Annotated in this window: 23 protein-coding genes; 18 read left to right on the top strand and 5 right to left on the bottom strand. The window is 67.0% G+C overall.

What is annotated here, in order from left to right; all coding sequences use genetic code 11:
• Positions 1-55: 55 nt before the first annotated feature.
• Positions 56-517: a general secretion pathway protein gene (locus ACSDHM_RS09960; RefSeq protein WP_172412099.1), complete on the top strand. Its 462-nt coding sequence runs from the start codon at positions 56-58 to the stop codon at positions 515-517.
• A 90-nt stretch (positions 518-607) separates the two neighbouring features.
• On the opposite strand, the gene ACSDHM_RS09955 is transcribed toward ACSDHM_RS09960, so the two are convergent.
• The gene (locus ACSDHM_RS09955; protein ID WP_439426935.1) at positions 608-943 is read right to left on the bottom strand and encodes a hypothetical protein; all 336 of its coding nucleotides are present in this window, start codon (positions 941-943) and stop codon (positions 608-610) included.
• Positions 944-1,144: 201 nt separating this feature from the next.
• Here ACSDHM_RS09955 and ACSDHM_RS09950 point away from each other — a divergent pair, with 201 nt between their 5' ends.
• From ACSDHM_RS09950 to ACSDHM_RS09925, 6 genes are all read left to right on the top strand, one after another.
• Entirely contained in the window at positions 1,145-2,761 is a 1,617-nt protein-coding gene (locus ACSDHM_RS09950; RefSeq protein ID WP_439426934.1) for a ShlB/FhaC/HecB family hemolysin secretion/activation protein, read from the top strand.
• A gap of 38 nt (positions 2,762-2,799) precedes the next feature.
• Positions 2,800-4,584: a DUF2341 domain-containing protein gene (locus ACSDHM_RS09945; protein ID WP_072168830.1), complete on the top strand. Its 1,785-nt coding sequence runs from the start codon at positions 2,800-2,802 to the stop codon at positions 4,582-4,584.
• Positions 4,585-4,594: 10 nt separating this feature from the next.
• Positions 4,595-5,008 (top strand): ExbD/TolR family protein, encoded by a 414-nt coding sequence (locus tag ACSDHM_RS09940; protein ID WP_005409874.1) that lies wholly within the window; start codon positions 4,595-4,597, stop codon positions 5,006-5,008.
• A gap of 39 nt (positions 5,009-5,047) precedes the next feature.
• On the top strand, positions 5,048-5,713 hold the full coding sequence (locus ACSDHM_RS09935) for a cell envelope integrity protein TolA (protein ID WP_088496240.1): 666 nt from the start codon (positions 5,048-5,050) through the stop codon (positions 5,711-5,713).
• A gap of 43 nt (positions 5,714-5,756) precedes the next feature.
• Complete coding sequence (locus tag ACSDHM_RS09930; RefSeq protein WP_072168828.1) at positions 5,757-7,502, top strand: putative porin; 1,746 nt, start codon at positions 5,757-5,759, stop codon at positions 7,500-7,502.
• A 97-nt stretch (positions 7,503-7,599) separates the two neighbouring features.
• Positions 7,600-7,929: a hypothetical protein gene (locus tag ACSDHM_RS09925; RefSeq protein ID WP_088496241.1), complete on the top strand. Its 330-nt coding sequence runs from the start codon at positions 7,600-7,602 to the stop codon at positions 7,927-7,929.
• 63 nt (positions 7,930-7,992) lie between these two features.
• On the opposite strand, the gene ACSDHM_RS09920 is transcribed toward ACSDHM_RS09925, so the two are convergent.
• Positions 7,993-8,391 (bottom strand): OsmC family protein, encoded by a 399-nt coding sequence (locus ACSDHM_RS09920; RefSeq protein WP_005416759.1) that lies wholly within the window; start codon positions 8,389-8,391, stop codon positions 7,993-7,995.
• Positions 8,392-8,712: 321 nt separating this feature from the next.
• On the opposite strand from ACSDHM_RS09920, the gene ACSDHM_RS09915 reads away from it, so the two are divergent.
• The 9 genes from ACSDHM_RS09915 (at position 8,713) to ACSDHM_RS09875 (ending at position 19,104) form a co-directional block, all read left to right on the top strand.
• Complete coding sequence (locus ACSDHM_RS09915; protein ID WP_065177682.1) at positions 8,713-9,216, top strand: RNA polymerase sigma factor; 504 nt, start codon at positions 8,713-8,715, stop codon at positions 9,214-9,216.
• Positions 9,217-9,298: 82 nt separating this feature from the next.
• Entirely contained in the window at positions 9,299-10,255 is a 957-nt protein-coding gene (locus ACSDHM_RS09910) for a FecR family protein (protein WP_439426933.1), read from the top strand.
• A gap of 182 nt (positions 10,256-10,437) precedes the next feature.
• Positions 10,438-13,560, top strand: coding sequence for a TonB-dependent receptor domain-containing protein (locus tag ACSDHM_RS09905; RefSeq protein ID WP_439426932.1), 3,123 nt, complete (start codon positions 10,438-10,440; stop codon positions 13,558-13,560).
• A gap of 52 nt (positions 13,561-13,612) precedes the next feature.
• Positions 13,613-14,377: a Slam-dependent surface lipoprotein gene (locus ACSDHM_RS09900; protein WP_151355110.1), complete on the top strand. Its 765-nt coding sequence runs from the start codon at positions 13,613-13,615 to the stop codon at positions 14,375-14,377.
• A gap of 90 nt (positions 14,378-14,467) precedes the next feature.
• Positions 14,468-15,922: a surface lipoprotein assembly modifier gene (locus ACSDHM_RS09895; protein WP_439426931.1), complete on the top strand. Its 1,455-nt coding sequence runs from the start codon at positions 14,468-14,470 to the stop codon at positions 15,920-15,922.
• A gap of 136 nt (positions 15,923-16,058) precedes the next feature.
• Positions 16,059-16,463 (top strand): response regulator, encoded by a 405-nt coding sequence (locus ACSDHM_RS09890; RefSeq protein WP_005416747.1) that lies wholly within the window; start codon positions 16,059-16,061, stop codon positions 16,461-16,463.
• A 9-nt stretch (positions 16,464-16,472) separates the two neighbouring features.
• The gene (locus tag ACSDHM_RS09885; RefSeq protein WP_439426930.1) at positions 16,473-18,059 is read left to right on the top strand and encodes a sensor histidine kinase; all 1,587 of its coding nucleotides are present in this window, start codon (positions 16,473-16,475) and stop codon (positions 18,057-18,059) included.
• A 70-nt stretch (positions 18,060-18,129) separates the two neighbouring features.
• Entirely contained in the window at positions 18,130-18,471 is a 342-nt protein-coding gene (locus tag ACSDHM_RS09880) for a type II toxin-antitoxin system prevent-host-death family antitoxin (RefSeq protein WP_057496078.1), read from the top strand.
• 3 nt (positions 18,472-18,474) lie between these two features.
• Positions 18,475-19,104 (top strand): AAA family ATPase, encoded by a 630-nt coding sequence (locus ACSDHM_RS09875; RefSeq protein ID WP_088496247.1) that lies wholly within the window; start codon positions 18,475-18,477, stop codon positions 19,102-19,104.
• A gap of 72 nt (positions 19,105-19,176) precedes the next feature.
• Here ACSDHM_RS09875 and proP read toward each other — a convergent pair whose 3' ends face one another.
• The gene (proP, locus tag ACSDHM_RS09870) at positions 19,177-20,667 is read right to left on the bottom strand and encodes a glycine betaine/L-proline transporter ProP (RefSeq protein ID WP_439426929.1); all 1,491 of its coding nucleotides are present in this window, start codon (positions 20,665-20,667) and stop codon (positions 19,177-19,179) included.
• 558 nt (positions 20,668-21,225) lie between these two features.
• On the opposite strand from proP, the gene ACSDHM_RS09865 reads away from it, so the two are divergent.
• Both ACSDHM_RS09865 and ACSDHM_RS09860 read left to right on the top strand, forming a co-directional pair.
• Positions 21,226-21,642, top strand: coding sequence for a host attachment family protein (locus ACSDHM_RS09865; protein ID WP_072168823.1), 417 nt, complete (start codon positions 21,226-21,228; stop codon positions 21,640-21,642).
• Between the two features lie 5 nt (positions 21,643-21,647).
• Positions 21,648-21,971 (top strand): thioredoxin family protein, encoded by a 324-nt coding sequence (locus ACSDHM_RS09860; RefSeq protein ID WP_072168822.1) that lies wholly within the window; start codon positions 21,648-21,650, stop codon positions 21,969-21,971.
• Between the two features lie 59 nt (positions 21,972-22,030).
• On the opposite strand, the gene ACSDHM_RS09855 is transcribed toward ACSDHM_RS09860, so the two are convergent.
• Positions 22,031-22,276: a hypothetical protein gene (locus ACSDHM_RS09855; protein ID WP_088496249.1), complete on the bottom strand. Its 246-nt coding sequence runs from the start codon at positions 22,274-22,276 to the stop codon at positions 22,031-22,033.
• A 415-nt stretch (positions 22,277-22,691) separates the two neighbouring features.
• The gene (locus ACSDHM_RS09850) at positions 22,692-24,659 is read right to left on the bottom strand and encodes an autotransporter family protein (protein ID WP_439426928.1); all 1,968 of its coding nucleotides are present in this window, start codon (positions 24,657-24,659) and stop codon (positions 22,692-22,694) included.
• Positions 24,660-24,768 lie beyond the last annotated feature (109 nt).

The raw sequence follows: 24,768 nt of genomic DNA, 5'->3' as shown, positions 1-24,768 counted from the left end.
GATGAAACAAAAGCGTCAGCCGCAGCTGCTAGCGTGGGCAGGGACGAACGTGGCGATGGTGCGGAACATGGATGGCAGGCGCTGGGATCGCAATCGCATACTGACCCTGCTGGCGGCAACGTTGCTGCTGGCCGTGGTGGCCTACTGGGGCGTCACTCTGTCTGCGGTAGCGCCGGCGGCTGTGGCCAGCGAGGCGAAGACCGAGGCGGCGGTGCGGCCGATGTTCGATGCAGTGGCAAGCCTGCCGCTGGTGCGCCTGTTGTCCCCCGGCGCAGTGCAGACCGAGGTGGTGGTGCTGGGCGTGATGGCCGGTGACCATGCGCCATTGGCCCTGCTCTCGGTGGATGGACGCCCGGCGGAAGCGTATGCGCCCGGCCAACGGCTCGGACCCTGCACGGTGCTGGCCAGCATCAGTGCCACTACGGTGGAGCTGAACCAGGCAGGGCAGTCGCGCAGCCTGGCGGTGCCCACGCTGCCACCGGTGCCGAGCGATGGCATCGTGCCGGCTGCCCTGTAGAGCCGAGCCTGCGCTCGGCTGTTTCAGCTTGGCCTCGCCGACGGATACAAAGACAGCCGAGCATGGGCTCGGCGCTACAGAGGCGCAGGCTCAGCGCGCAGGTCGCTGCGGCACCACCGAGCGACCGAACGCATCGCCCATGCGCTGCCGCGTGCCTTCCAGGTTGTACTGCATCAGCTGGTTGCCGGGCCGCCGCATCAGGCGTTCGGCTTCGGGGAGCGCTGGCGACTTCGCCGGCCTTGTCGCAGGCGCCAGCTTGCGTTGCAGGCAGTCCCAGGCCGGAATCCGCTCGCCGTTGACCTGCACTTCGATGCAGGGCGCAGCTCCTTCCTGCTTCTTCGCCTCGTCGGCGCGACCCGATGGCAGCGCCAGCAGCAGGGCGAGGGCGAGCGCAGCGCGCAGGCCCGGCATCAACGATTCACGCATCTCGAATCTCCCGCAGCAATCGATGTTCTGCAATGAAGACGGGTGGCCAAGGCAGGGCCCGCCTGCGTGCGTTGCGGCGCTGTCAAAAGATGACGGCGCTGTCACAAAACTGTTGGCGGCTTTGACGCGATGTACACGTCCTGTTGGTAGATCCACGCGCCGCTCCCTGGCCCCTCCCTTCGATACGACGCGATGCCTTCGATGAATCCTGTTCCGTGCCGAGCCGTTCGCCTTCCGCTGCGCCTGCATCCGTTGATGCTGGCGCTGGCAGCGCTGCCGCTGCCGCTGCTCGCGCAGGAGGCAGCACCCGCGCCCAGCGTGAACATCAACGAATACATCGTGCGCGGCAACACAGTGCTCGATCCGCGGGAGATTGAACGTGCGGTGGAACCGTTCCTCGGCCCAGGCAAGACCCTGGCCGATGTGGAGAGGGCGCGCGATGCGGTCCACGCGCTCTACCAGCAGGCCGGCTACCAGTCGGTCTACGTCGAGTTGCCCGAGCAGCAGGTCAGCGGTGGCGTGGTGCTGCTGAAGGTGCAGCAGACGCCGATCGGCCAGCTGCGCGTGGTCGGTACCCGCCACGAATCGCCCGAACGCATTCGTGAACGCGTGCCGGCATTGGCGGAAGGCAAGGTTCCCGACTTCGACCAGGCCCAGAAGGAACTGGCTGCACTGAACGAAGGCGGGCGTCGCCAGGTGATGCCGCTGGTGCGCGAAGGCCAGGTGCCGGGCACGATGGATGTGTACCTTCAGGTCGAGGAGAAGTCGCCGTGGCGTGCCAGTGCGTCACTCAACAACGACCATAGCGCCGACACCGAGAAGCTGCGCCTGAGTGCATCGCTGGCCTACGACAACCTGTGGAAGCGTGGGCACAGCGCCAACCTTGGCGTGTATCTGGCGCCGGAAGATACGAAGCAGGCCAAGGTGTTCTCGGCCTCGTACACAATGCCGTTCGAAGGCACGCCGTGGAGCCTGGAAGCCTCCGGCTACAGATCCGACAGCCGCGTGTTGGATGCAGGTGGGCAGGTCGGCACCGGCACCGGCACCAATGTGATCGGCAACGGCCATTCGATCGGCCTCAAGCTCAACTACCGCCTGCCGGGCAGCAGCCAGTGGTGGCGCCAGCTCAGCCTCGGCGTGGATTTCAAGGACACCGAGGAGGACACGCAGATGGGCAAGGACAGCCTGAAGACGCCGCTGAAGTACGCGCCGATCACCCTGGCCTTCGTCGGCGTGCGCCAGGGCGAGCACGATCAGCTGAGCATCAACACCCAGCTGGTGGCCGGTACCCGCCGCCTGTTCGGTTACGGCAGCGACGCCACGGCGTTCGGGCAGAAGCGCTACTGGGCCGACCCGAGTTTCGTGGCGTTCAAGGCCGACGTGGACAACACGCATACCTTCGGCAGCGACTGGCAATGGTATGCGCGCGGCTCGCTGCAGGTAACCGATGCGCCACTGGTGTCGGCCGAGCAGTTCGCCGCAGGTGGCATGTACACCGTGCGCGGCTACCTGTCGGCCGAGGCGATCGGCGACTACGGCGGCCTGGCCAGCCTTGAATGGCGCACGCCTGCGTGGTCACTGTGGCGCGGCGCCGACCTGCGTGTCTACAGCTTTGCCGACGCAGCCTACCTGCGCCTGCGCCAGCCGCTGCCCGAACAGCGCGACAAGTACAACCTGGCCTCGGTCGGCCTGGGCGCGCAGCTGCGCCTGGGTGAACACCTGCAACTGCGCCTGGACTACGCCTGGCCGTATGCCGATGGCCCGGTCACGCGCAAGGACGATCCGCGCCTGCATTTCAACATCAGCACCAGTTACTGACCCTTCCCTTGAACATGCGTTCTCCGGAGACCCTTCGCATGGACCGTTTGCTTTCCCGAGTGTTGTTGCTGCTGGCCGCGCTGATTGCGCTGCCGACGGCTGCGGCCGATGCCAATTGGTGGCAGGCCGAATGGAAGTACCGCAAGCCGATCACCATCGACGCCGGACCGCAGGGCGCGGGCCTGGCCGGTGACCCGGGCCGCACGCCGCTGCTGCTGCGCCTGCATACCGGCAACTTCGGCTTCGACGGCACCCAGGATGCGGGCAACGACCTGCGCTTCGTCTCGGGTGATGGCCGTACCGTGCTGGCCCACCAGATCGAACAGTTCGATCCCAAGATGGGCCTGGCCCTGGTCTGGGTGGACGTGCCTGCGTTCAGTGCCGCCGCGCCGCAGACGATCTGGATGTACTACGGCAATGAAAAGGCCCCGGCCAGCGGCAACGGCCAGCAGGTGTTCGATCCGGACTATACGCTGGTCTACCACTTTGCCGAGGCCAACGCCCCGGCGCGTGATACCACCGCCTACGGCAACAACGCCGGTGCCGTGGCACCGCCGGCGGAAGGCTCGGTGATCGGTCGCGGCGTTCAGCTGGGCACCGCGCCGCTGCCGCTGCCGGCCAGCGCCTCGCTGGCACAGGAAGCGGGTGCACCGCTGACCGTCTCGGCCTGGATCAAGCCCGGCAGCAACACCGCTGCGCAGGCCATCTACGCCCGCCGAGATGGCGCGTCCGAACTGGTGCTGGGCATCGAGAACCGCGTGCCGTTCGTGCAGCTCAATGGCCAGCGCAGCACGCCCGCGCAGCCGGTTCCGGAAGGACAGTGGGCACACGTTGCACTGACGGCAGAGAAGGGCGCGTTGCAGCTGTACCTCAACGGGCGCGTCGTTGCCCAGCTGAGCGGTGCGCTGCCGGCGCTGGGCACGGCTCCGGTGGTGGGTGCCGATGCGCCGGGCGCGGTGCAGCCACTGGCCAACTTCGAAGGTGCGCTGGATGAACTGCGCATCTCGCGCGTGGCACGGCCGGCCGCGCTGCTGCTGGCCGATGCCACCGCACAGGGTGCCGATTCGCGGCTGATCAGCTACGGCGCCGACGAGCAGTCCGCCGGCCAGAGCCACTTCGCCTTCATCCTCAAGGCGATGCCGTTCGACGCCTGGGTGGTGGTCGCGATCCTCGGCCTGATGATGCTGCTGTCGTGGGCGATCATGATCGCCAAGAGCCGCCACTTCGGCCGTACCAGCAAGGCCAATGCGGTGTTCACCGAGAGCTTCGGCAAGCTGTCCGGCGTACCGCTGCGCACCCTGTCCGACATGGACCGCCAGGGCAAGGCACCCACCGCGATGCACGACGGTTCGCTGTGGCGCATCTACCAGGTGGCCATCGACGAAATGCAGCAGCGCCATCAGCGCGACGGCAACAGTGGCTACCTCAGTGGCGCCACCATCGCGGCGATCCGCGCGTCGATGGATGCGGTGATGGTGCGTGAGCAGGAGGCAATGGCACGACGCATGAACTGGTTGTCGACCACCATCGAGGGAGCCCCGTATGTGGGCCTGTTCGGCACCGTGATCGGCATCATGCTGGTGTTCGTGGTGGCGGCGATGGCCGGCGCGGTCGACATCAACTCTGTGGCACCCGGCATGGCCGCAGCGTTGCTGTGTACGGCGGCCGGCCTTGGCGTCGCGATCCCGGCACTGTTCGGCTACAACTACCTGGGCGCGCGTGCCGAAGCGATCGGTGCGGACATGGCAGTGTTCATCGACGAGTTCGCCGCACGCCTGGCCGAAGAGCAGGACGGGCGCGGCCCGGCCGCGGTGCAGGGCTGAGGGGCGCGCCATGGGCCAGAAGGCGAAGTTCGGCATCAAGAAGCGCGAGAAGGGCATCAACGTGACGCCCTTCGTCGACGTGCTGCTGGTGGTGCTGGTGATCTTCATCCTGACCAGCAACGCCTCCATCCCCGGCATCGAGGTCAACCTGCCGAAGGCGAGCAACAGCGTCGCGCTGGAGAAGCCGAAGACCAAGGCGATCACCATCGACCCCAGCGGCCAGGTGTTCCTGGATGCCTACCCGGTGACGATGGCCGAGCTGGAAGATCGCCTGCGTACCGAACGCGCGACCACGCCGGATTTCCCGGTGATCGTGCGCGGCGACGCACAGGTGCAGTATGCCCGCGTGGTCGAGGTGCTGGACCTGCTGCGGCGCCTGGAGCTGGCCCAGGTCGGCCTGGTCACCGGCAAGGCGCAGGGCTGAGGCATGACCGCCCATCAACCCCCTCGGCAGGAGCCCGGCATGCGTGGCCGCCCGTTGCTGGTGACCGTCGCGCTGGTGCTGGCCGCGTTGCTGGTGCTTGGCGTCGCGCTGTGGTGGCTGTTGTTCAAGGACACCGCAAGCACCCGCCGGCCGGTGGTGCAGCCGCCGATGCTGGCGTTGCCGCCACCGCCTCCGCCACCCCCGCCGCCGCCGGAGAAACCGCCGGAACCGGAAACGCCGCCGGAAGAGGCGATGCCCGAACCGGAGCCGCTGGATCAGCCGACGCCGGCCGAAGAGCCGACGCCGACCCCGGACAACAGCGATCCGGTGACGATGAATGCCGACGCGCAGGCCGGTGGCGACAACTTCGGCATCCAGTCCGGTAGTGGTGGCGGTTCGTCCGGTGTCGGTCGTGGCGGTGCCGGCAATGCCACCTATGGGCGCTACCTCGGCTACCTGATGCAGCAGGCGATCTCGCGCGACGACAAGGTCAAGCGCCTGGCGTTCCAGTTGCAGGTGAATGTGTGGCTGGCCAGCGATGGTCGCCTGGAAAAGGTCGAGCTGGTGCGTGGCAGTGGCAACGAGGAGGCCGACGCGGCCGTGCTCGATGCACTGCGTCGCATCGGCAAGGTCGACCAGGCACCGCCGCCGTCGCTTGATTTCCCCGCCCGCGTCCTGATCCAGGGCCGCCGGCCCGGGGCCTGATTCCTCGAACTCCGTGATTTCCCTTCATTCGATGAGAACCGTGATGAACGACCACGTCCGCGCACGAACCGATTCCCGCCGCCCGCGGCCGGCCCGACGGGCGCTGCTGTGCTGCGCCGTGCTGCTCAGCCTGGCCGCCCCGGCCGGTGCGATGGCCGCCGAAACCACCATGGTCAAGCTGATCAAGGGCTTGATCGCCAGTGGTGCGCTGAAGCCCGAAGACGGCCAGGCATTGCTGGTGCAGGCGCAGGCCGAAGCAGCGGCGTTGCAGCACACCGCGGCCGCCGGGACACCGGCCGCCAGTGGTGGCGTGGCCCTGGAGCCCGGTGACGTGCGCGTGCCTTACGTACCGCAGAGCGTGCGCGACGGCATTCGTGACGAGGTGCGCCAGGAGGTGATGACGCAGGCCAGGTCCGAGGGCTGGGCGGCGCCGAACGAAGTGGCTGAGTGGACCAAGCGCATCAAGGTCACCGGTGACATGCGCGTGCGCAGCGAGTCGCGCTTCTTCTCCGAACGCAACAGCGACATCGTCAGCAACTGGTCGTCGATCAATTCCGGCAACGGCTTCGACACCAACACCAACACCAACCTGCAGCTGCCGCCGCTGCTGAACACCCGCCAGGACCGCCGTAACCTGTGGCGCATCCGTGCGCGCCTGGGCATCGAGGCAACCATCGGCCAGCACACCACGGCCGGCGTGCGCCTGGCCAGCGGCAGCAGCAATGGCCCGGTGTCGACCACCGAGCAGCTGGGTGGCGGCCTGAGCAAGAAGGACGTGTGGCTGGACCAGGCTTGGCTGGCCTACAGCCCGGCGGACTGGGTGACGGTGCGCGGTGGCCGCTTCGGCAATCCGTTCTGGACCAGCGACACGCTGTTCTCCAACGACATCAACTTCGATGGCCTGGCTGCGAACCTGAAGTATGACTTCGATGACGGCGACCTCGATCTGTTCGGCAACCTCGCGGTGGTGCCGCTGGAGTACACCTCCGACAGCTCGCCGAGCCAGAGCCGGGTCAAGACTCCGAACGAGAACAAGTGGCTGTCCGGTGCGCAGGTCGGCGTGAACTGGCGTTTCAACGATGACAACGCGCTGCGCGCGGCGCTGGGTTACTACGACTTCAAGAACATCAGCGGCCGCCTGTCCTCGCCGTGCGCGCTGTACGCAGGCGCGGTCGGCTGCGACACCGACTGGTCGCGCCCGGCCTTCATGCAGAAGGGCAACACCCTGATGCTGATCCGCGACATCGCACGCAACCCGCTGGATCCAGCCAACACGCCCACCCCGCAGTACGTCGGCCTGGCCTCGGCATTCCGCCTGGCCACGCTGAACCTGCGCTGGGATACGCAGCTGGCCCAGGGCATCGGCCTGCGCCTGGACGGCGACTACATCCGCAACCTGGCCTACGACAAGCAGGCGATGTTCAGCCGCGCCAACAACGGCATCGTCAACAACTACGGCGCCGGTGGTACCGCCAGCATCGACACCTTCCGCAGCGGCGACACCGCCTGGATGGTGCAGGCCACCTTCGGTGCCACCGACCTGAAGGAGAAGGGCCAGTGGCAGGCGCTGCTGGGCTACAAGCGCATCGAGGCCGATGCGCTGCCGGACGCCTACAACGACCCGAACTTCCACCTCGGAGGCACCAATGCCCGCGGCTACTACGTGGGCGGCGCCTACGCGCTGGACGCGCGCAGCTGGATCAGCGGCAAGTGGATGGCGGCCAAGGAAGTGTCCGGTGCTCCACTGTCGATCGACGTGTTCCAGCTGGAGTTCAATACCGGGTTCTGAGTGACGGCGTGATGTGGATCACGTAGTGCGTGGCGGGGGTGCAGCGATGCGCCCGTCTAGGGAAAGGAGACCACGCGCTGCACATAAGGAGGAGTGGATGAGCCGTCGCAAGCTGTTCGAAAGTTCCGAACCGTCCAGCCGATCGCTGGGCGTCGGCCCGGCCTATGTCTCGGTGGAGGGGCTGCGCCAGCACCTGGCGGAGTTCCTGCTGTATGCGGGCCGGCCGGTGGTGATCATGCGCGGGCGCAGCGAAGTGGGTTACTTCCTGCCAGCGCGCTGCTGGCGCCAGCGTGACGATGATCCGCTGGCGGCCGCCGCCGCCGACCAGCTGCTGGACGCGGCCGGGTTCCAGGCCGAGGATATCCAGCAGGTAGAGCAGGAATTCAACGCGATGCGCCAGCGCACCGTACTGCATTCACGGCGCTGAGCCTTTTGCAGAGCCGGGCATGGGCTTGGCTCTACAGTAGATCCACGCCATGCGTGGATGGGGTTACGCAGCACCCCCGCGCTCACTGGTGATGCGTGCACCTTCGCGCATCACCAGGGTCACCGGGGTCTTCTCCACCACCTCCAGCAACCGCTGCCACTGCGCATCACTCAGCTCGGCGCTGGCATGCAGCACGCGGTGCACGTGGAAACGTCCATCCTCGTCACGTTCCGAGCGCAGCTCGGCATGGAACTCGCCCAGATCCCAGCCCTTGCGCTGCGCATACATGCGCAGGGTGATGGCGGTACACGCCGCCAGCGAGGCCAGGTACAGGTCGAACGGCGCAAAGCCCTTGCCCTGGCCACCCAGCGAGGCAGGCTCGTCCGCATCCACATCAAAGCTGCCGTTGCTGATGTGGTGCAGATAGTTGTCGGCGGTCGAAACAATGCGTGCGTAGGCCATCACGTTCTCCATCTGTCTGTGGCGTCGAGCCACGCTCGACTGCGCCAAAAAGGGCGGCCCCAGCCAGGACCGGGGCCGCCACCCCATCACTCGGTACGATCGTACGAGAACTGGATGCCCGCGGTACCACCGGTTGCGATGAAGAGGTTCATGAAATCCGGGACCGTTGCCGAGCGGGCCCAGTCGCGCTGCAGTTCGCAGAGCACCTGCCATGCGTGGATGAACGAGCCCGCGGCTTGCCGCCCACGGCCGCGCAGCCCACAATCCACGTCCGGACCGTCGCCATCACGCCCATCATTCCCCGGTCCGGCCTTGGCACCTATGTCTCCCAATGCCCTGGCGCTGGTCGAGCTGCTGATCCGCGAGCGCCGCGCGTTGTCCCGCTTCATCGCACGCTATCTCGACCCGGCCAGTACCGAGGACACCCTGCAGAACCTGTACCTGAAGGCCAGCAGCGTGCCCGGCGATCCGCCCATCCTGGAGCCGCGCGGTTATCTGTACCGGATGGCCTACCATCACGCGCTCAACCGCAGCCAGGCCGACGCGCGCGAGCGGCGAGCGATGGCCGAGTACGCCGTCGACATGGGCGATGCAGGGCATGATGGCGAGGCGCAGGCGCTGGACCAGGCGCAGCTGCGCGAGATCACCCAGACCATCCTCGCCCTGCCGGCCCAGGTGCGCGAGTGCTTCGTGCTCAACCGCTACCTGGGCCTGAGCGAGCGCGAAATCGCCGCGCGCCTGGGAATCTCCAAGAGCCTGGTCGGCAAGCATGTGCTGCGCGCAGCGCTGCTGATCCAACAACAGCAGCAGGGAATGCGTCGATGAGTGGCGATTACCGTGGGCAGATCGCGCCCGCCGTTGTCACAACAGGAAAGCGCACCCGTTCGTGGTGCGGCAGGCCACAATCATGACCACCTCCGAACCCTCGCCGCGTCAGGCCAGGCAGGCGTTGCGCTGGGTGATACTGCGCAGTGCAGGCCCGCTGCCGGAACGCCAGCAACGAGCCCTGCAGCGCTGGCTGCAGGCCGATCCCCGCCACGCGCGGGCCTGGCGCCAGCAGCAGGCCTTCTGGCAGCGGTTGGACGCTGCCGGGCCCGAGGTGCTGGCCGCGCTGCCCGAGCTGACCGCAGATCGGCAGGGGCTGCGCCCGATCGCACCGCGCCGCCGTCTGCGCTGGCTGCTCGCCAGTGTTGCGGCCGCAGTGCTGATGGTCGCGGCCACTCCGCACGCGTTGCTGCTGGCGCGCAGCGATGTGCGCAGCAGCGATGCGCCGCGCGTGGTGCGGCTGGACGACGGCAGCACGGCGGTACTCGATGCCGGCACCGCACTGGCATTCACGTTCGATGGCCAGCAGCGGCGCGTGCAGCTGCTGCGCGGGCAGGCCTGGTTCCAGGTGGCGCATGAGCAGCGACCGTTCCAGGTCGAGGCCGGCGGTGGCCAGATCCGCGATATCGGTACGGCGTTCAGCGTGTCGATGCAGGGCGCCACCATCACCACCGACGTCAGCGAGGGCGTGGTCGATGTGCGCCCGGGCGATGGCAGCGTGCAGCGCCTGCGCGCCGGGCAGGTGCGCGCGTTCCGTGACGGGCGCTGGTTGCAGCCGCTTCGGCAGGCCGCGCCGGAGGCGATGGCGCCGTGGCGCCGTGGTGAGGTGGTGATCGACGGTCTGCCTGCCGCGCAGGCCATCGCCGATCTCGGCCGCTACCGGCGTGCCCCGGTCTGGGTGGTGGCCGGGCAGGGCACACGCGTGCGGGTCAGTGGCCTGTTCCATCTGCAGCAGCCGGACACGGCCATCGACGCCGTGGCCGCGCAGGCGGGACTGCGGGTGCAGCGCTTGCCCGGTGGTGCGTTGCTGGTGTGGTGAAGCGCCCGCGGAGCACGCATGAACCGGCTGCATGAAAAAACATGAAAAAACCGTGGGCAGTCGTCGTACCCCGCTGTCTATAGAGGTATAGCCAGAGCGAAACCGCGTTTCTTCTCAAGCCAGACACACCACCGGGCACCGGACGTGCCCGTGGTCCCGCCCCGCTTGAGGAGTTCCTGTCCATGCCGTCCACGGCATCCGCCTGTCATCGTCGCGCTACCGTCCTAGCCCTGGCCATCTCCACCGCATTGCTGCCGCTGGCCTGGGTGCCGGTGGTGCAGGCGCAAGCCACAGTGGCCGCACCGCTGCGCACTTACGCCATTCCGGAACAACCGTTGGCCGATGCCGTGCGCAGCTTTGGCCGCCAGGCCGATGTGCAGGTGGTGTTCCGCAGTGACCTGGTGGAGGGCCGTCGATCCAGCGCGGTGAGCGGCGAGTACAGCCAGATGCAGGCCCTGCAGCAGCTGCTGCGCGGCAGTGGTGTGCGTGCCCAGCGCGGCATGAATGGCACCTGGAGCCTGCGCGCCGCAGCGGAGGCGGGGGAAGGGGAAGGGGAAGGGGTGCGGGTGACCGAAACACTGGACGTGGCCGGTCGCCTGCAGTCGGAAGGGGGCGAGGCCCGCGATCGGCGCGGCTACGATGATGTGTTCGCGCTGGATCTGACCACGGCGTACTCGGGGCGCGACCGTGTGGAGCGCTATCGCGGCTCCAACCCGGCCGACGTGGTCAAGGATCTGGTCGGTGTGTTCAGCGGTGATGCGCGCAACAGCGGCGCGCTGGACATCAACATCCGCGGCATCGAGGGGCCGGGGCGGGTGCCGGTCAGCATCGACGGTGGCGAGCAGGCGCTCACGGTCTGGCGCGGCTACAACGGCGTCAGCAACCGCAACTACATCGATCCCAACCTGATCGGTGGCATCCAGGTCATCAAGGGGCCAGGGCTGGTGCGCGATGTGCACAGCGGGATCGGTGGCGCGCTGGTGATCAAGACCATCGACGTTGACGACATTGTTGCTGCCGGCGAGCGCTTCGGCGGGGAGCTGAAGATCGAAGGCAGCAGCAATGCGGTGGCGCCACGCCTGCCGCGGCTGCATACCGGCGAGGATTACCGCACGGTGCCCGGGTTCCCGCAGGGCTCGCCCTCGGCACCGTATGCCGACAGCACGCTGCTGGTGCCGGTGAAGTCGCGCGGTTCTGAAACCAATGTGTTCGCCGGGGAAGACCAGGCCTGGCGGCTGGCGCTGGGCCTGCGTGGCGAACACGTGGACCTGATGGCGGCCTATGCCTGGCGCAAGCGCGGCAACTACTTTTCCGGCACCCGGGGCGCGGCGTACTACGACCAGGATCCGCGCGAGCAGTTCGAGTACAAGGGCCTGGACTACATCACCACGCTGGCGCGCTACTTCAAGCCCGGCGACGAGGTGCCCAATACCTCCAGCGAGCAGGAATCGTGGCTGCTGAAGGCGACCTGGCAGATCAACGACGACCAGCAGCTGCGCGCGACCTGGCGGCGCACGCTCTCGCACTACGGCGAGATCATGCCCTCGCGCATCCTGTCCGCGCCCGACTACGGTCGCATCCAGTGGCCGCTCAGCCGCGTCGATGCCGATGCCTGGAACCTGGAATACCACTGGCAGCCCGCCGGAAGCCGCTGGCTGGACCTGCGTGCCAACCTGTGGCGCACCGAAACCACCAGCGATACGTACACCGCTGGCGGCTTCCCCAATTTTGCCAGCAACCCCGACTGGAACCCCGGCAGCAGCCCGATCCTGCGCAATACCGCGCTGGCCAATGCCCGCAACGACCGCACCGGCCTGACCCTGAGCAACCGCTTCGCGTTGCATTCCACCCTGGACCTGACCGTGGGCGGCAACTGGCAGTTCGAGAAACTGCGCTCGGCGGACCCGTACTTCGGCGTCAGCGATGGCTGGCGCATGTACCCGCGCGCAGGACGCCGCCAGGAAGGTGAGGGCTACCTGGTGCTGGACTGGCTGCCGGTGGATTTCCTCTCCCTGAGTGCTGGCGTGCGCTACGCGCGCTATTGGGCCTTTGATGATTTCCTGCAGGACCACCCGGAGCTGATGACCACCTCGGTGTTCCCCAAGGAGGCCCGCTACCGCGTCAACGAACTGCCCGAACGCCCGGCCAGCCTGCAGGGCGAGATCGACGCCATCGAGTCGCAGCGCGCGTTCTGGGACAGCATCGGCATGGGCTTCATCGTTGATGATCTGCTGAAGGGCCTGCTGAGCAGGTATGAGACGCCGGTTGCGGTGGACCACACCATTCCGTGGCTGCCGGATGCGGACGGCAACTACAGCCGTGCCAGCAACCCCTGCCTGAATGGCCAAGTGGCGACCATTCCCGGGCGGTTGCCGGTGCAGGGTGCGCAGATCCTGTGCAGCATCCAGAGCGGGCGGCCGCAGACGGTGTCCGGGCGCAATGAGCGCAGGCGCGACCATGCCTGGCTGCCGACCTTCTCGGCCACCGCGCATTTCTCGCCCAATGCGCGCGCCTACGTCCGCTACAGCGAGGCGGTGCGTTTCCCCAGCATGTTCGAGAGCACCATCGCGTTCTCCAGCAGCCTGAACCCGCTGTACCCGCTCAAGCCCGAGCACGCCTACAACTACGAAGTGGGCTACGTGCACAACCTGTCGGCGCTGTTCGGCAACACCGCGGATGCCGACGTGAAGCTGGCCTACTACGTGCACAAGACCCGCAACGTCATCGAGCGCGACGGCAATTTCCTGTTCGACAACCTGGACAAGCAGCGCATCCGCGGCGTGGAGCTGCAGGCGCGGTTCGACAACCGTCGCTTCTTCACCGACCTGGGCATCACCCGCACGCTGGAAAACAAGGTCTGTGACGAAAGCATGGCGGTGCAGCTCGATGCACTCGCCGGCAAGGTGCCCAACTGCGTGCAGGACGGCTTCGTCAGTGGCTACCTGCTGACCCAGGCCATTCCCCGCTTGTCGGTGAACGCGTCGCTGGGCACCCGGCTGTTCGATGAGCGCCTGGAGCTGGGCAGCCGCATCGTGCATTACCAGCGCCACCAGAACCCGGACCTGCAGGCCTACCGTGACCGCCTGTACGCCGGCAGTGGTGGCCTGATCTGGCAGAACGTGCCGTTCACCTGGGGAAACATCACCACCGTCGATGCCTACGCGCGCTGGCGCATCAACGACCATGCCAGCATCGAGCTGGTCGGCACCAATCTCGGCAACCGCTACTACGTCGACCCGGCCACGCGCTCCACGCTGCCGGCGCCAGGGCGCACGCTGAAGCTCGGTGTCACCGCGCGCTTCTGATGACCTGTTCCGTTGTTGTACCCGTAGTTCCCTCAACCCAAGGAGTAGTTCCATGAAGATGATCTCCCGTTCCGTACTGGCCGTGGCCGCCACCTTTGCCCTGGCCGGTGCTGCCCAGGCTGCCGACATCGTCGGTGCGGCCAGCGCGGCCACCGATTCGCAGCTGTACGTCAAGGTCGGTGCTTCCGAAGTCAACGGCGGCCCGCACAGTGCCGGCAAGGCCGGCATCGGTGTCGGCACCGTCTCCAACGCCAAGCCGGTCGATTTCCAGGGCCTGGCCGCATACTCGGCCCCCACCACCGTGGGCAACGTGACCGTACGTACGCTGGCCATGCCGATCACCGGTACCCCCGGCAACCATGCCGGCATGGGCCACTTCAACTTCGTCAAGGTGGGCAGTGGCGATGTGTGGTTCGGTGAATGGTCCAAGGATGGCGCCGCGGGTGGCTTCAACAACCGCCAGGTGTACTTCGCTGGCGACCGCGCGGGCACCACGTTGCCCAGCGGCACCGCCACGTACGCGGTGGCCGGCCTGAACAAGTTCAACGGCAGCAACCTGCTCAGCGGCACCTTCGCCGCGAACTTCGGTACCGGCAAGCTGACCGGCGGCCTGACCGGTGGTGGCCAGACCCTGGCGATCAACGCCAACATCAACAGCGCCGATGCGTCCTTCGCCGGCACCGCTGTGGCCAACGGTTCGGTCACCGGCAACAGCCAGGGCCAGTTCTTCGGCGCCAACGCCGCCACCCTGGCCGGTATCGCTACGTTCGCCGGCAACAGCCAGTACGACACCGCCTTCGGCGGCAGCAAGAACTGATAGCCACGCCCCTGACGGGGCAGGGCAGGGACAAGCCGCGATCCGCCAGTCCCTGCTTCGGCCCGCTGCATGCACCGCCACGGATCGACCATGCGCCACCCCATTTTCCTTGTGTTCCTGCTGCTGGTTGCCGCCGACGTGCGCGCCCAGCAGGACGATCTGCGCCGCGTGCTCGAACAGGGCAGCGAACTGCGCCACCAGCAGCAGGACCAGCAGCGCCTGCAGCAGGCCGAATCGCAACGGCCGACGCTCACCATCGACGGCCAGACCGTGCGGGTTGAGCGCACCGTCGATGATCTCGGCCAGGCCCTCTACCTGTCATTGCAGCACCAGCAGTGGCCGGCCGCTGCGGCGTTCCTGGCCGAATACATCGAGCTTCCGGGGCACGATCCGCTGCTGCGCCACTACGCGCAGGGTGCGTTGGCCCGCGTGGCCGGTGACCATCCGCGCGCTGCACGGGAGTACGAAGCGCTGCTGGCACCGCAGCCGGACTTCCTGCCCGCCCGCCTTGAACTGGCACGCGTCTATGCCGAAGACCAGCGCGACCGCGAGGCGGTGGCATTGTTCGGTGCAATCAAGGCCGGTATCGACAGCAACGATCCGGCCACTACGGGTGTCCGCGCTCGCGTGGACAGCTATCTGGACGCGTTGCAGGCACGCAGGCGCTGGAAGGCGGCGGTCGCCGCCGGGCCTGCATGGAGCGACAACATCAACCGCAGTTCGGCCAGCCGCACCTGCCTGTTCGTCGTCGGCGACACCTGCCTGATCGAACGCACGCTACCCGAAGCGCAGCGCGCCACCGGCCTGGACTACGACGCCAACCTGGAACGGCGCTGGGCGTGGGCCGGCCATCATGGACTTTACGTGCGCGGTCTCGCTTTCGGTCAGGCATGGCGCGGGTACAGTGCATACAACGAGCTCAACGCCAGCGTGCAGGCCGGTTACAGCTGGCGCAGTGCACGGCACACCCTGCAGCTGGCGCCGAGCTATGACTTCCAGGCGCTGGGCAACCACGCCCTGCAGGGCGGCAGCGGCGTGCACGGCGAGTGGCAGTACGCCCTGGACGGGCGCAGCCTGCTCAAGCTGGAGGCCGACTGGAAGCGCCAGCGCTACCGGGAGCCGGGCCTGGCTGACAACTACGATGGCGATCTGGCAGCGCTGTATGCCATTTGGTTCCGCGCGCTCAATCCGCGCTGGACCCTGTTCGCGGGCATGGACCTGACCGACAGCAGCGCAGCCGACCCGGCCAACGGCTACCGCCAGCGCGGACTGCGGCTGGGCGCGGCGCGCCAGTGGAGTGGCACCACGGCCACGGTGTTCGTGTCGTTGCGTCGCCGTGACTATGATGCCTGGAGTCCGTTGCTGGAGGCGCGCAGGCAGGACGACGAACAGAACCTGATCGCCATCGTGCGCAGCGAGCGGCTGGCGGTGGGCGGGCTGGTGCCCAGCCTGGGCCTGCGCTACGCCCGCATCGACAGCAACGTCGGTTGGCTGTACAGCCATGACCGCAGTCTGCTCAGCCTGAAATGGGAGCGTGCGTTCTGAACGCACCGCTGCAAGGCCGGAGTGAATGCGCCGCGGCTGCGATCTTCATCGATCATCACGCGCCCTTGTAGCCCGGTTCGCGCATCCTACGACCGTTGCGGCGGAGGTGGGCCGCGTGTATCGAGGAGCGCCGGTCGTGCTGGAAGCGGGCAACAAACCAGAAGGCCTGAAAGGGTTGAGAGTACTGGTGGCGGAAGATGAATTCGCCATCGCGATGTTCCTGGTGGACTACCTGGAGTTGAAGGGCGCGCAGGTGGTGGGGCCGGCCGGGGACCTGCAGGCACTCGGCCGGCTGCTGGATGACAACCCCATCGATGTGGCCCTGCTGGACATCAACCTGGGCGGTGAACAGGTGTACCCGCTGGCCGACCGGTTGGCCGAAGCGGGTACGCCGTTCATGCTGACCTCTGGCTACGATGACAACCTGCCCAGCCGCTTCGCGGATGCGCCACGCTGCACCAAGCCCTATCACATCGAGGCCCTGGTCCAGCAGCTGGCGGGACTGGTGGCGACGCCGCAGGCCCCTGCGGGCATCGCCTGATTGCGCGGCATGTCGCGCCACACCGAAGGCCTCCGGGCCGTTGAGCGCCCGGCGGGCATGCCGCCGTCGCTGCAGGCGCATGCGCGCCATGACGGCATGGCCGCCCGTATTGCCCGGCACGACTGGTCAGGCACGCCACTGGGTGCGATCGAGCAATGGCCGCCGCACCTGCGCGCCACCGTCGACCTGATGCTTGCGCACGGCTTTCCGATGATCGTGCTGTGGGGCGAGCAGCTGGTGCAGCTCTACAACGATGGCTATGCCGAGATCCTGGCTGACAAGCATCCTGGCGGACTGGGCCAGCCGACGCGCGAGTGCTGGCCCGAGGTCTGGCACATCAACGGCCCGATCTACCAGCGTGTGTGGCAGGGCGAGACCATCACCTATGAGGACAAGCTCTATCCGCTGGCGCGGCGGGGGCGCTTGGAGGATGTCTGGTTCACCATCACCTACAGCCCCATAAGCGGAGAGGACGGGTGCATCAACGGCGTGCTGGTGACCATGTTCGAAACGACGGCCGCGCACGTTGCGCAGGCGGCCCGCGAACGCGAGGAACAGAAGCGCCGTGAGAGCGACCGCCGGTTGGCGCTGGCCTTCAAGGTGCTGCCGGTGGGTGTCTGCATTGTCGATGCCGACGGCAACCTGCAACTGTCCAACGACCAGATGCGGACCTATCTTCCCACCGGCAAGGTGCCCTCCACGGATCGCCCCAACCACTACCGGTGGCAGGGTACGCATCCCGATGGCTCGCGCATCGAACCCCACGATTTCGCCATCGCCCGCGCCCTGCGGGGGGAGACGATGGTCCCAGGCCTGGAGTTCCAGTTCATCCATGACGATGGGCGCGCGCGCTGGACGCGTGTCGCCGCCGCACCGCTGCGTGATGCCGATGGCGGGGTGAGTGGCGTGTTCGCGATCGCTGTGGACATCGACGACCTCAAGCGTGCCACCGAGCGCCAATCGGTGCTGCTGGCCGAACTGCAGCATCGCGTGCGCAACATCATGTCGACCATCCATGCCCTTGCCTGGCGGACCCGCGCATCGGTCGGCAGCGTGGACGAGTATGCCGAGCGCCTGTGCGCGCGGCTGATGTCACTGGCGCGCACGCAGAGCCTGTTGACCCGTGGCGCCAATGTAGGGGTCTGCCTGCGCGGCATGCTCGAGGAGGAGATCGCGGCGCAGACGCCGGCCGCCGCCGCCTATCACCTGCAGGGTGAGGATGTGCTGTTGCCACCGAAGGCGGCCGAAGTACTGTCGCTGGCCATCCATGAGCTGACCACCAATGCGTTGCGGTATGGCGCGCTGGCCCACGAGGACGGCCGGATCGATGTCTGCTGGCACCTGCAGGTGCAGGATGGGCAGCCGTGGCTGGGCCTGCACTGGTGCGAGCGCCATGCCGAGGTGGCGGGGTGGGAGATGCCACGCCAGCGTGGCTTGGGCCGGTTCCTGATCGAGCAACGGGTGCCCTATGAACTGGCCGGCAGCGGCGAGCTGCGCTTTGCCCCGCAAGGCCTGGATGCCTGGATCCGCTTCCCGCTGCGCGAGCGCGACAGCCTGCTGCAGACCGACGCCCCGGACTCCGGGCTGCCTGGGTAAAAGGGTATTTATCTCCAATTTGGCCAAATTGGGTATAGTGTCGCTTATCCACCCCGCCTGGAGCCGTGTGATGACCCTGCCGCTGGATCTGCCTGGCCTCGAGAAGGCCCCCGCCTCGTCGGTGAAGACCCGGGGCTGGCCGAGCCTGATGCGCACCGTGCGCGAAAAGCAGGCGCTGGTCATCACCAACCACAATCACCCCGAAGCGGTGATCGTGGATATCCGCACCTACCAGGAGCTGCTGGCCAAGGCTGCCGGCGGCGATGCCGATGAGCGCAGCGAGGAACTGCTGCGCCTGCGCAGCGAGTTCGACCAGACCCTGGCCGGGCTGCAGCGCGGAGAAGGGCTGGGCAAGGTACTGGGCCAGCCGATCCGGCGCGGCCGCAAAGTCACCCTCGGCCGTCCGCTCTGATCGATGGGACGCATCCTGGCGCTGGCCGGCGTCAATGGCGCCGGCAAGAGTTCGCTGCTGGGCACCTGGCTGGACGCCGAAGGACTGAGCTGGTTCAATCCGGACTCGTTCACCCGTCGCCTGGTCGACGCCGGCTGGCCGCTGCCGGAGGCCAACGCCGAGGCATGGCAGGAAGGCACCCGCCGCCTGCGCCAGGCCATGGCCGATGGCACCGACTTCGCCTTCGAGACGACGCTCGGCGGCAACACCATTCCGCGCCTGCTGCGTGAGGCCTGCGAACGGCATCACGTGGCGATCTGGTTCTGCGGCCTGGCCGATGTCGAGCTGCATATCGCCCGTGTTGCGGCGCGGGTGGCCGCTGGCGGCCACGATATTCCGGTGGAGAAGATCCGCGCGCGTTTCGATTCCGCGCGCGCGAACCTGCTGGAGCTGCTGCCACACCTGGCCGAGCTGCATGTCTACGACAACAGCGCACCGGCCGACGCGCAGGGCTGCGTGGTGCCGCTGCCGGTACTGGCCATGGCTGCAGGCGAACTGCAGTACCCCATTGCGGTAGCCGACCTGCTGCACACGCCCGGCTGGGCCAAGCCCATCGTGATGCGCGCGATGGAATTGAACAGTCCGCGCGATTGAGGGCGCGTGCGTTGTAGAGCCGAGCCCATGCTCGGCTGATTCCCCGAAGGGCAGCCGAGCGCGTGCTCTGCTCTACAACGCAGGCTTCTCCTGCTCGGGGTCCGCAACGTCCGGCAGCGGTGGCAGGTCCGGGTCCACCGTCACCGGTGCATCGCTCATCAACAGCGCAGCGGCTTCCTTCCTGCAGCCGACGGCCGGCGGTGAACCGCGCAGCGGCAGGCCGGCGGTCTCCTTCACGAACAGCATGGTCACCAGGCCGATCACTGCCGCGCCCATCAGGTAATAGGCCGGCACCAGCGGGTCGCCGGTACGCTCCACCAGCCACGCGGTCACCAGCGGCGTGGTGCCACCGAACAGCGACACCGACACATTGAAGGCGATCGACAGCGCGCTGTAGCGCACCGGGGTGTAGAACAGTGCCGGCAGCGTGGACGGCATCGAGCTGGTGAAGCACACCAGCGCCAGCCCCAGCAGCATCAGGCCGAGGAAGATCAGCCCGTCGTTGCCGCTGCCGACCAGCAGCAGGCACGGAATGGCCAGCACCAGCAGCGCGATACACGCGCCGATGATCATCGGCCGGCGGCCCAGCCGGTCACTGAACACGCCACCGACGATGTTCAGCGGCATCATCACCAGCATCACGATGATGATCAGCAGCAGGCCCTTGCTCTCGGCATAGCCCATGGTGACGCTGAGGTAGCTGGGCATGTAGGTCAGCAGCATGTAGTCGGTCACGTTGAACACCAGCACCAGGCCCATACATACCAGCAGCTGGCGACCGTGCACCTGGAACAGCGCGCCCAGCCCGGGACGATCGTGCTCGCGCTTCTCGGCTTCCTCGGCGAAGGCGCGGAAAGCCGGGGTTTCCTCCAGTTTCATGCGCATGTACAGGCCGAGCAGGCCCAGCGGACCGGCTACCAGGAACGGAATGCGCCAGCCCCAGTCCAGCATCTGCTCGCTGCTCAGCAGCATGTGCAGCGCGGTGACAGTACCTGCGCCGGCGATGTAGCCGCCCAGCGTGCCTAACTCCAGCCAGCTGCCCATCAGGCCGCGGTTGCGGTCGGTGGAATACTCGGCGATGAAGGTGGCCGCGCCGCCGTACTCGCCACCGGTGGAGAAGCCCTGCACCACGCGCGCCAGCAGCAACAGCACCGGCGCCCAGATGCCGATGCGCTCGTAGGCGGGAATCAGGCCGATCGAAAAGGTGCCCAGCGCCATCAGGATCATGGTGAACGCCAGCACTTTCTGGCGGCCGTAGCGATCACCCAGCGGCCCGAACACCAGGCCGCCCAAGGGGCGCACCAGGAACGCCACGGTGAAGGTAGCGAACGCGGCGATCACCTGCGCGGTGGGATTGCTGGAGGGGAAGAACACCTGGCCGATGGTGACCGCCAGATAGCCGTAGACACCGAAGTCGAACCACTCCATGGCATTGCCGAGTGCGGCCGCGCCGACGGCGCGCTTGAGCATGGGCTTGTCGACGACGGTGATCTCATCGACCTTCAGGTGGCGGCGGCGTTTGAACCAGCCGAAGTGGGCGTGTGCATCGGGGGTGTCCTGCATGGGGACTCCTTGTTTGGTAAATACAGTGCGGGATAGACGGTGTGATGTCTCCCGAGAAACGGAAACGGCGATGCAGACGCAGGTGGCGCAGGGGCATCGGGGGCAGGGAGAATGTGCGCAGGCACGACGCCACGCGCACGTCAACGTACCGCCGTAACGGTGGACATGCGGAAACAGACCGCTGCAGCCGCGCAATCAGCGGCCAGCGGTCACGTCAGCGTGGGAATGCAGGCAGAGCGCCTGCGGGCGTCATCCGCCGGGATCCAGCGCGAGGCGATGGAAGGGCAGGGCGGGAGCCATCGTGGCAAGCGAAGCGCCGGTCGGCAGTGCTTCCCACGTAACAGGTGCGCCCGTCACGTAGTGGGTCGTGTCGATCATCGGTTCATGATAACGGCATCGGCGTGAGCATGCGGAGAAGCGGGCTGATCTGCACGCTGTGTTCCATGGCGCCTGTTCATCCGCAACGCATGCGATGACACGCGTTGAACGAACCCTGGCCGCAGCGCTCACGCAGTGCTGTCTACGGTAGTGCCGAACGCAATCGAGAAGGAGCATCGCATGACCCGTCGCATTCCCGAAGGCACGCTGATCATCGTCGCCGATGGTGGTTCGGCCCGCGTGTTCACCAACGTTGGCGACGAACATCAGCTGACGTTGAAGCAGGAAGGCGAACTGCGCCTGCAGGACATCAGCGAGCAGGGTATCTCAGGTCAGGGGCCGGCCGGTGCGGTGCCGAAGGACATGTCCATTTCGCAGCTCAACGAAGCGACGTTCGCCAAGCAGGTGGCTGAGCAGCTCAACGAAGATGCCTTGAATAATCGCTATGCACACCTGGTACTGGTGGCAGACCCGACCACGCTGGGCCGTATCCGCCCGCTGCTGCACAAGGAGGTCCAGGCGCGCCTGCTGGGCGATATTGCCAAGGATCTGACCAATTCACCGGTGGAGGACATCCAGAAGGCCTTGGCGGGGTAACGACCATGCCGTTCATGCGTGACTACCCGGCGGCGGAGCCCGCCGGCGCGGACGTGGAAGCTCAGGCGGGCTGGCTGCTGCTCGAGTTCGGTGCACCCTGGTGTGGCCATTGCCAGGGCGCGCAGCCCACACTCCAGGCGTTTGTGGACGCCCATGATCTGGTGCATTGGAAGATCGAAGATGGCAAGGGAAAGCCACTGGGGCGTGCTTTCAAGGTAAAACTGTGGCCCACAGTGGTGCTGCTGCATGACGGCCAGGAAGTGGCGCGGGTGGTGAGGCCGGTCGACAGCGCCGACCTCGCCACGTTGCGGAGCGCGTTGCCGGGTTGAGGGCAGCAGTCGCTGCCTGCGGCCCGCACGGCGACGAGCAGGCTTGGCTGCATCGCGGTCTAGTGATAGGTCACCTTTTCCGCTTCCGCGCGCAACTTCTGCAGCAGGCAACGCCCATGCTGGCTCAGCATGACCATCGCATTGGCGATCTGCTTGGCGTCGTAGCCCATCGGCGCGGGAGGTTTCGGCTCGGGGCCGTATTGCTCGCCGATGAGGATGGCCATGCCTTCGGCGCTGTTGAGTGCGTGTTCGATGCGCTGGAACAGCGACTCCATGGCCGGGCTGAGCGGGCGTGGGTGTTTCATGCGGAAACTCCTTGGGTGCGAGGGCCACCGCAAGGGTGGCGGGCGATGCGTGCTTGGAACTCCCGGAAGGAACAGAGAAAACCGGAGGGCCTGACGGCCACACGCATCGCCCGCCGTAGTTGCGACGGGCTATCTCTGTCCTTCCTTTCGGGGGTTCCAATCCCGGCAGCGGCATGTCCGCTGCGGCGCCATCCTGTACGCATCACGACGTGGAACGCTCATTGATGGTGTCTGCCGAACGGGCAGAATCGAAAGGTCACATCACTCACCGTTGTAGATCCCGGCAAACAAGTGGCGGACGCGACAATCCCTGTCGCGCCCTTCACGCCGTGGCCGCGAACCCCAGTCCGGCAGCCACACCTCCCGCCTTGAGACAAACCCGCAATCGAATCGACCACGGGCCGAAGGCGACCGATTACCAGCTGTAACTGACACCCACCTGCGCACTGGTCTGGTGATAGCCGCTGGCCCGCTGCAGCGACAGGCCGCCCCAGGCACCGACGCCGTTGGCAAACTTCACCGATGCGCCGCCGCTGAACTCGCCACGACTGCGCGGCACGCGTGCATCGGCGATCTCGTCATCCATGCGGATCTGCGATTCGGCGCGGGTGTGCAGCCAGTTGGCGGTCAGGTACGGCTGCACTTCCGCCGCGCCGTTGCCCGGGCGGGTTACGCCGGACAGGCGCAGGCCCGCGCGGCCGAACAGGCCATTGGCATTCTCGGTGCTCACCACCGTGCCGTTGGCCTCGGTGTGGCGGTTGCTGTCCCAGCAGCTGTAGCCGACCTGCAGCTGTGGCTCCAGGTAGATGCCACCGTTGCTGGCACCGCCCACACGGAACGCGTAGCCGGTTTCCACCGCACCCTGCCAGGCACGGCTGTCGTAGCGTTCCGCGTCCAGGCCGATGCCTTCCACGCGATTGCGGAACTGCGCACGCTGCACCGAGCCATCCACGTAGAAGCCTGCATACGGGTCGACACCGTTGCCGCCACGCCAGGTGCCGTAGAGGCGCAGCGCCTCGCCCTTCACCTTGCCGCGGGCGTAGTAGCCGGTCAGTTCATTTGTCGAGGTGCTGCTGGCGTTGCCGCTGGACAGCATCACGCCCACGCTGCTGCCCGAATCGTGACGCCACAGATCAGCACCGACGGTCAGTGCCTGGCTGTTGCCACGGATGTCGAGCTGGCGGCTGACGGCATCGAAGCCGTTACGCGAGCCGTCCATGCGTGCCCAGACGCGGCCGGCATTCTGGCCGGCGTGGCGATCGTGGTAGCCGACGCGGAACATGCTCTGCGCCGCCTGCAGGTTGGCCAGGTAGGCGCCTGGCTCGGGGCGCAGCACCGGTTCCGGATCGACCGGACCCACGGGATCGACGGGATCGACGGGATCGACGGGATCCACGGGATCCACGGGATCTACTGGATCGACCGGATCGACTGGCCGGCATTCCGGCAAGTCGGGGTTCGCCACGCACGGGTCAGGCACGGTCGCCAGCTGCGAACGCAGGTACCAGTTGCCATCGGTGCCGGTGCCCTTGTGCAGGAAGTACTCGTACTGACCGCCCACCGCGCGGCCGGAGAGGTTGAACCGGCCGTTGGATGCGCCACCGATCTGGATCAGTTCGATGCCCGTGTCGGTCTGAGCACCGGCGCCGCCGACATTGTTGACGCGCACGTTGGCAGTGCCGCTGGTGTCACCGCCGATGATCAGCTTGTCGGTGGCGGCACTGTCGCCGGCCAACACGGTGTTGAAGATGATCGTGCCACCGGCGCCGCTGAAGTTGCCGGCCACGTTGAGGCTGTGGAAGGCGGAGCCGTCGCCGAGCGCGATCTCGCCGCCGCTGCCCAGCGACACCGAGCCGGTGCTGCTGCTGCCGGTCAGCTGCCAACGGGCATTGTCCACCGCCATCGACGTGATGTTCTCGGTGGCACCACGCAGCGAGGCGTTATTGGTCAGGCCGACATCGACGATGCTGCCAGCGGTGTTGATGATGTTGCCGGAGAGGTTGGAGTCGTCGACGGTGAAGCCAACGGTGGCAGCGGCCGCAGTGACTTCCAGCAGGTTGCCGTTGCTGCCGATCAGCTGCGCGCCGTTGCGGACGGTGAAGCGGACGTCGGAGTCTGGGATGCGCGCCAATGTGGGTGCGGGGACAATCAGTGCGGCACCTGCGTTGCCTTCCACCCTGGAAGCGTCGATGACCACCGTGGAGGCGATGGGGCTGGTGGAACTTCCTACGGCGTAGATGCCGTTCTGTGCGCCAGTTACCACGCTTCCGTTGCCCACGTGAATGTCTGAGCCCTCCAAAGCGACGATGCCGTTGCCGGCCAGTGCCGGATCTGCAGTGCTGACCAGCTGGCCGATGACTTGCGTACGGTCCAGATTCAGCACAGCGCGCCGCCTGAATGTTTCGCCTATCACGCTGATGCCGGCCCCTTGGCCGGTGATCTGGCTGTTGCTGATGTTGGCTACGGGGTTTGGACGTCCCTGCGAGCTGGCG

Source organism: Stenotrophomonas sp. T8 (assembly GCF_051853085.1).
GTDB lineage: Bacteria > Pseudomonadota > Gammaproteobacteria > Xanthomonadales > Xanthomonadaceae > Stenotrophomonas > Stenotrophomonas sepilia.
The sequence above is the reverse complement of the archived record's forward strand: the minus strand, read 5'-3'. Positions and strand labels throughout refer to the sequence as shown.

Excerpts from the sequence above, each read along its gene's own strand:
- ACSDHM_RS09905 (WP_439426932.1), top strand. The coding sequence starts at position 10,438 with ATGCCGTCCACGGCATCCGCCTGTCATCGTCGCGCTACCGTCCTAGCC.
- ACSDHM_RS09900 (WP_151355110.1), top strand. The coding sequence starts at position 13,613 with ATGAAGATGATCTCCCGTTCCGTACTGGCCGTGGCCGCCACCTTTGCC.
- ACSDHM_RS09935 (WP_088496240.1), top strand. The coding sequence starts at position 5,048 with ATGCGTGGCCGCCCGTTGCTGGTGACCGTCGCGCTGGTGCTGGCCGCG.
- ACSDHM_RS09860 (WP_072168822.1), top strand. The coding sequence starts at position 21,648 with ATGCCGTTCATGCGTGACTACCCGGCGGCGGAGCCCGCCGGCGCGGAC.
- ACSDHM_RS09940 (WP_005409874.1), top strand. The coding sequence starts at position 4,595 with ATGGGCCAGAAGGCGAAGTTCGGCATCAAGAAGCGCGAGAAGGGCATC.
- ACSDHM_RS09930 (WP_072168828.1), top strand. The coding sequence starts at position 5,757 with ATGAACGACCACGTCCGCGCACGAACCGATTCCCGCCGCCCGCGGCCG.
- ACSDHM_RS09950 (WP_439426934.1), top strand. The coding sequence starts at position 1,145 with ATGAATCCTGTTCCGTGCCGAGCCGTTCGCCTTCCGCTGCGCCTGCAT.
- ACSDHM_RS09915 (WP_065177682.1), top strand. The coding sequence starts at position 8,713 with ATGTCTCCCAATGCCCTGGCGCTGGTCGAGCTGCTGATCCGCGAGCGC.
- proP (WP_439426929.1), bottom strand. The coding sequence starts at position 20,667 with ATGCAGGACACCCCCGATGCACACGCCCACTTCGGCTGGTTCAAACGC.
- ACSDHM_RS09865 (WP_072168823.1), top strand. The coding sequence starts at position 21,226 with ATGACCCGTCGCATTCCCGAAGGCACGCTGATCATCGTCGCCGATGGT.
- ACSDHM_RS09920 (WP_005416759.1), bottom strand. The coding sequence starts at position 8,391 with ATGGCCTACGCACGCATTGTTTCGACCGCCGACAACTATCTGCACCAC.
- ACSDHM_RS09855 (WP_088496249.1), bottom strand. The coding sequence starts at position 22,276 with ATGAAACACCCACGCCCGCTCAGCCCGGCCATGGAGTCGCTGTTCCAG.
- ACSDHM_RS09895 (WP_439426931.1), top strand. The coding sequence starts at position 14,468 with ATGCGCCACCCCATTTTCCTTGTGTTCCTGCTGCTGGTTGCCGCCGAC.
- ACSDHM_RS09925 (WP_088496241.1), top strand. The coding sequence starts at position 7,600 with ATGAGCCGTCGCAAGCTGTTCGAAAGTTCCGAACCGTCCAGCCGATCG.
- ACSDHM_RS09955 (WP_439426935.1), bottom strand. The coding sequence starts at position 943 with ATGCGTGAATCGTTGATGCCGGGCCTGCGCGCTGCGCTCGCCCTCGCC.
- ACSDHM_RS09910 (WP_439426933.1), top strand. The coding sequence starts at position 9,299 with ATGACCACCTCCGAACCCTCGCCGCGTCAGGCCAGGCAGGCGTTGCGC.
- ACSDHM_RS09945 (WP_072168830.1), top strand. The coding sequence starts at position 2,800 with ATGGACCGTTTGCTTTCCCGAGTGTTGTTGCTGCTGGCCGCGCTGATT.
- ACSDHM_RS09885 (WP_439426930.1), top strand. The coding sequence starts at position 16,473 with ATGTCGCGCCACACCGAAGGCCTCCGGGCCGTTGAGCGCCCGGCGGGC.
- ACSDHM_RS09960 (WP_172412099.1), top strand. The coding sequence starts at position 56 with ATGGTGCGGAACATGGATGGCAGGCGCTGGGATCGCAATCGCATACTG.
- ACSDHM_RS09875 (WP_088496247.1), top strand. The coding sequence starts at position 18,475 with ATGGGACGCATCCTGGCGCTGGCCGGCGTCAATGGCGCCGGCAAGAGT.
- ACSDHM_RS09880 (WP_057496078.1), top strand. The coding sequence starts at position 18,130 with ATGACCCTGCCGCTGGATCTGCCTGGCCTCGAGAAGGCCCCCGCCTCG.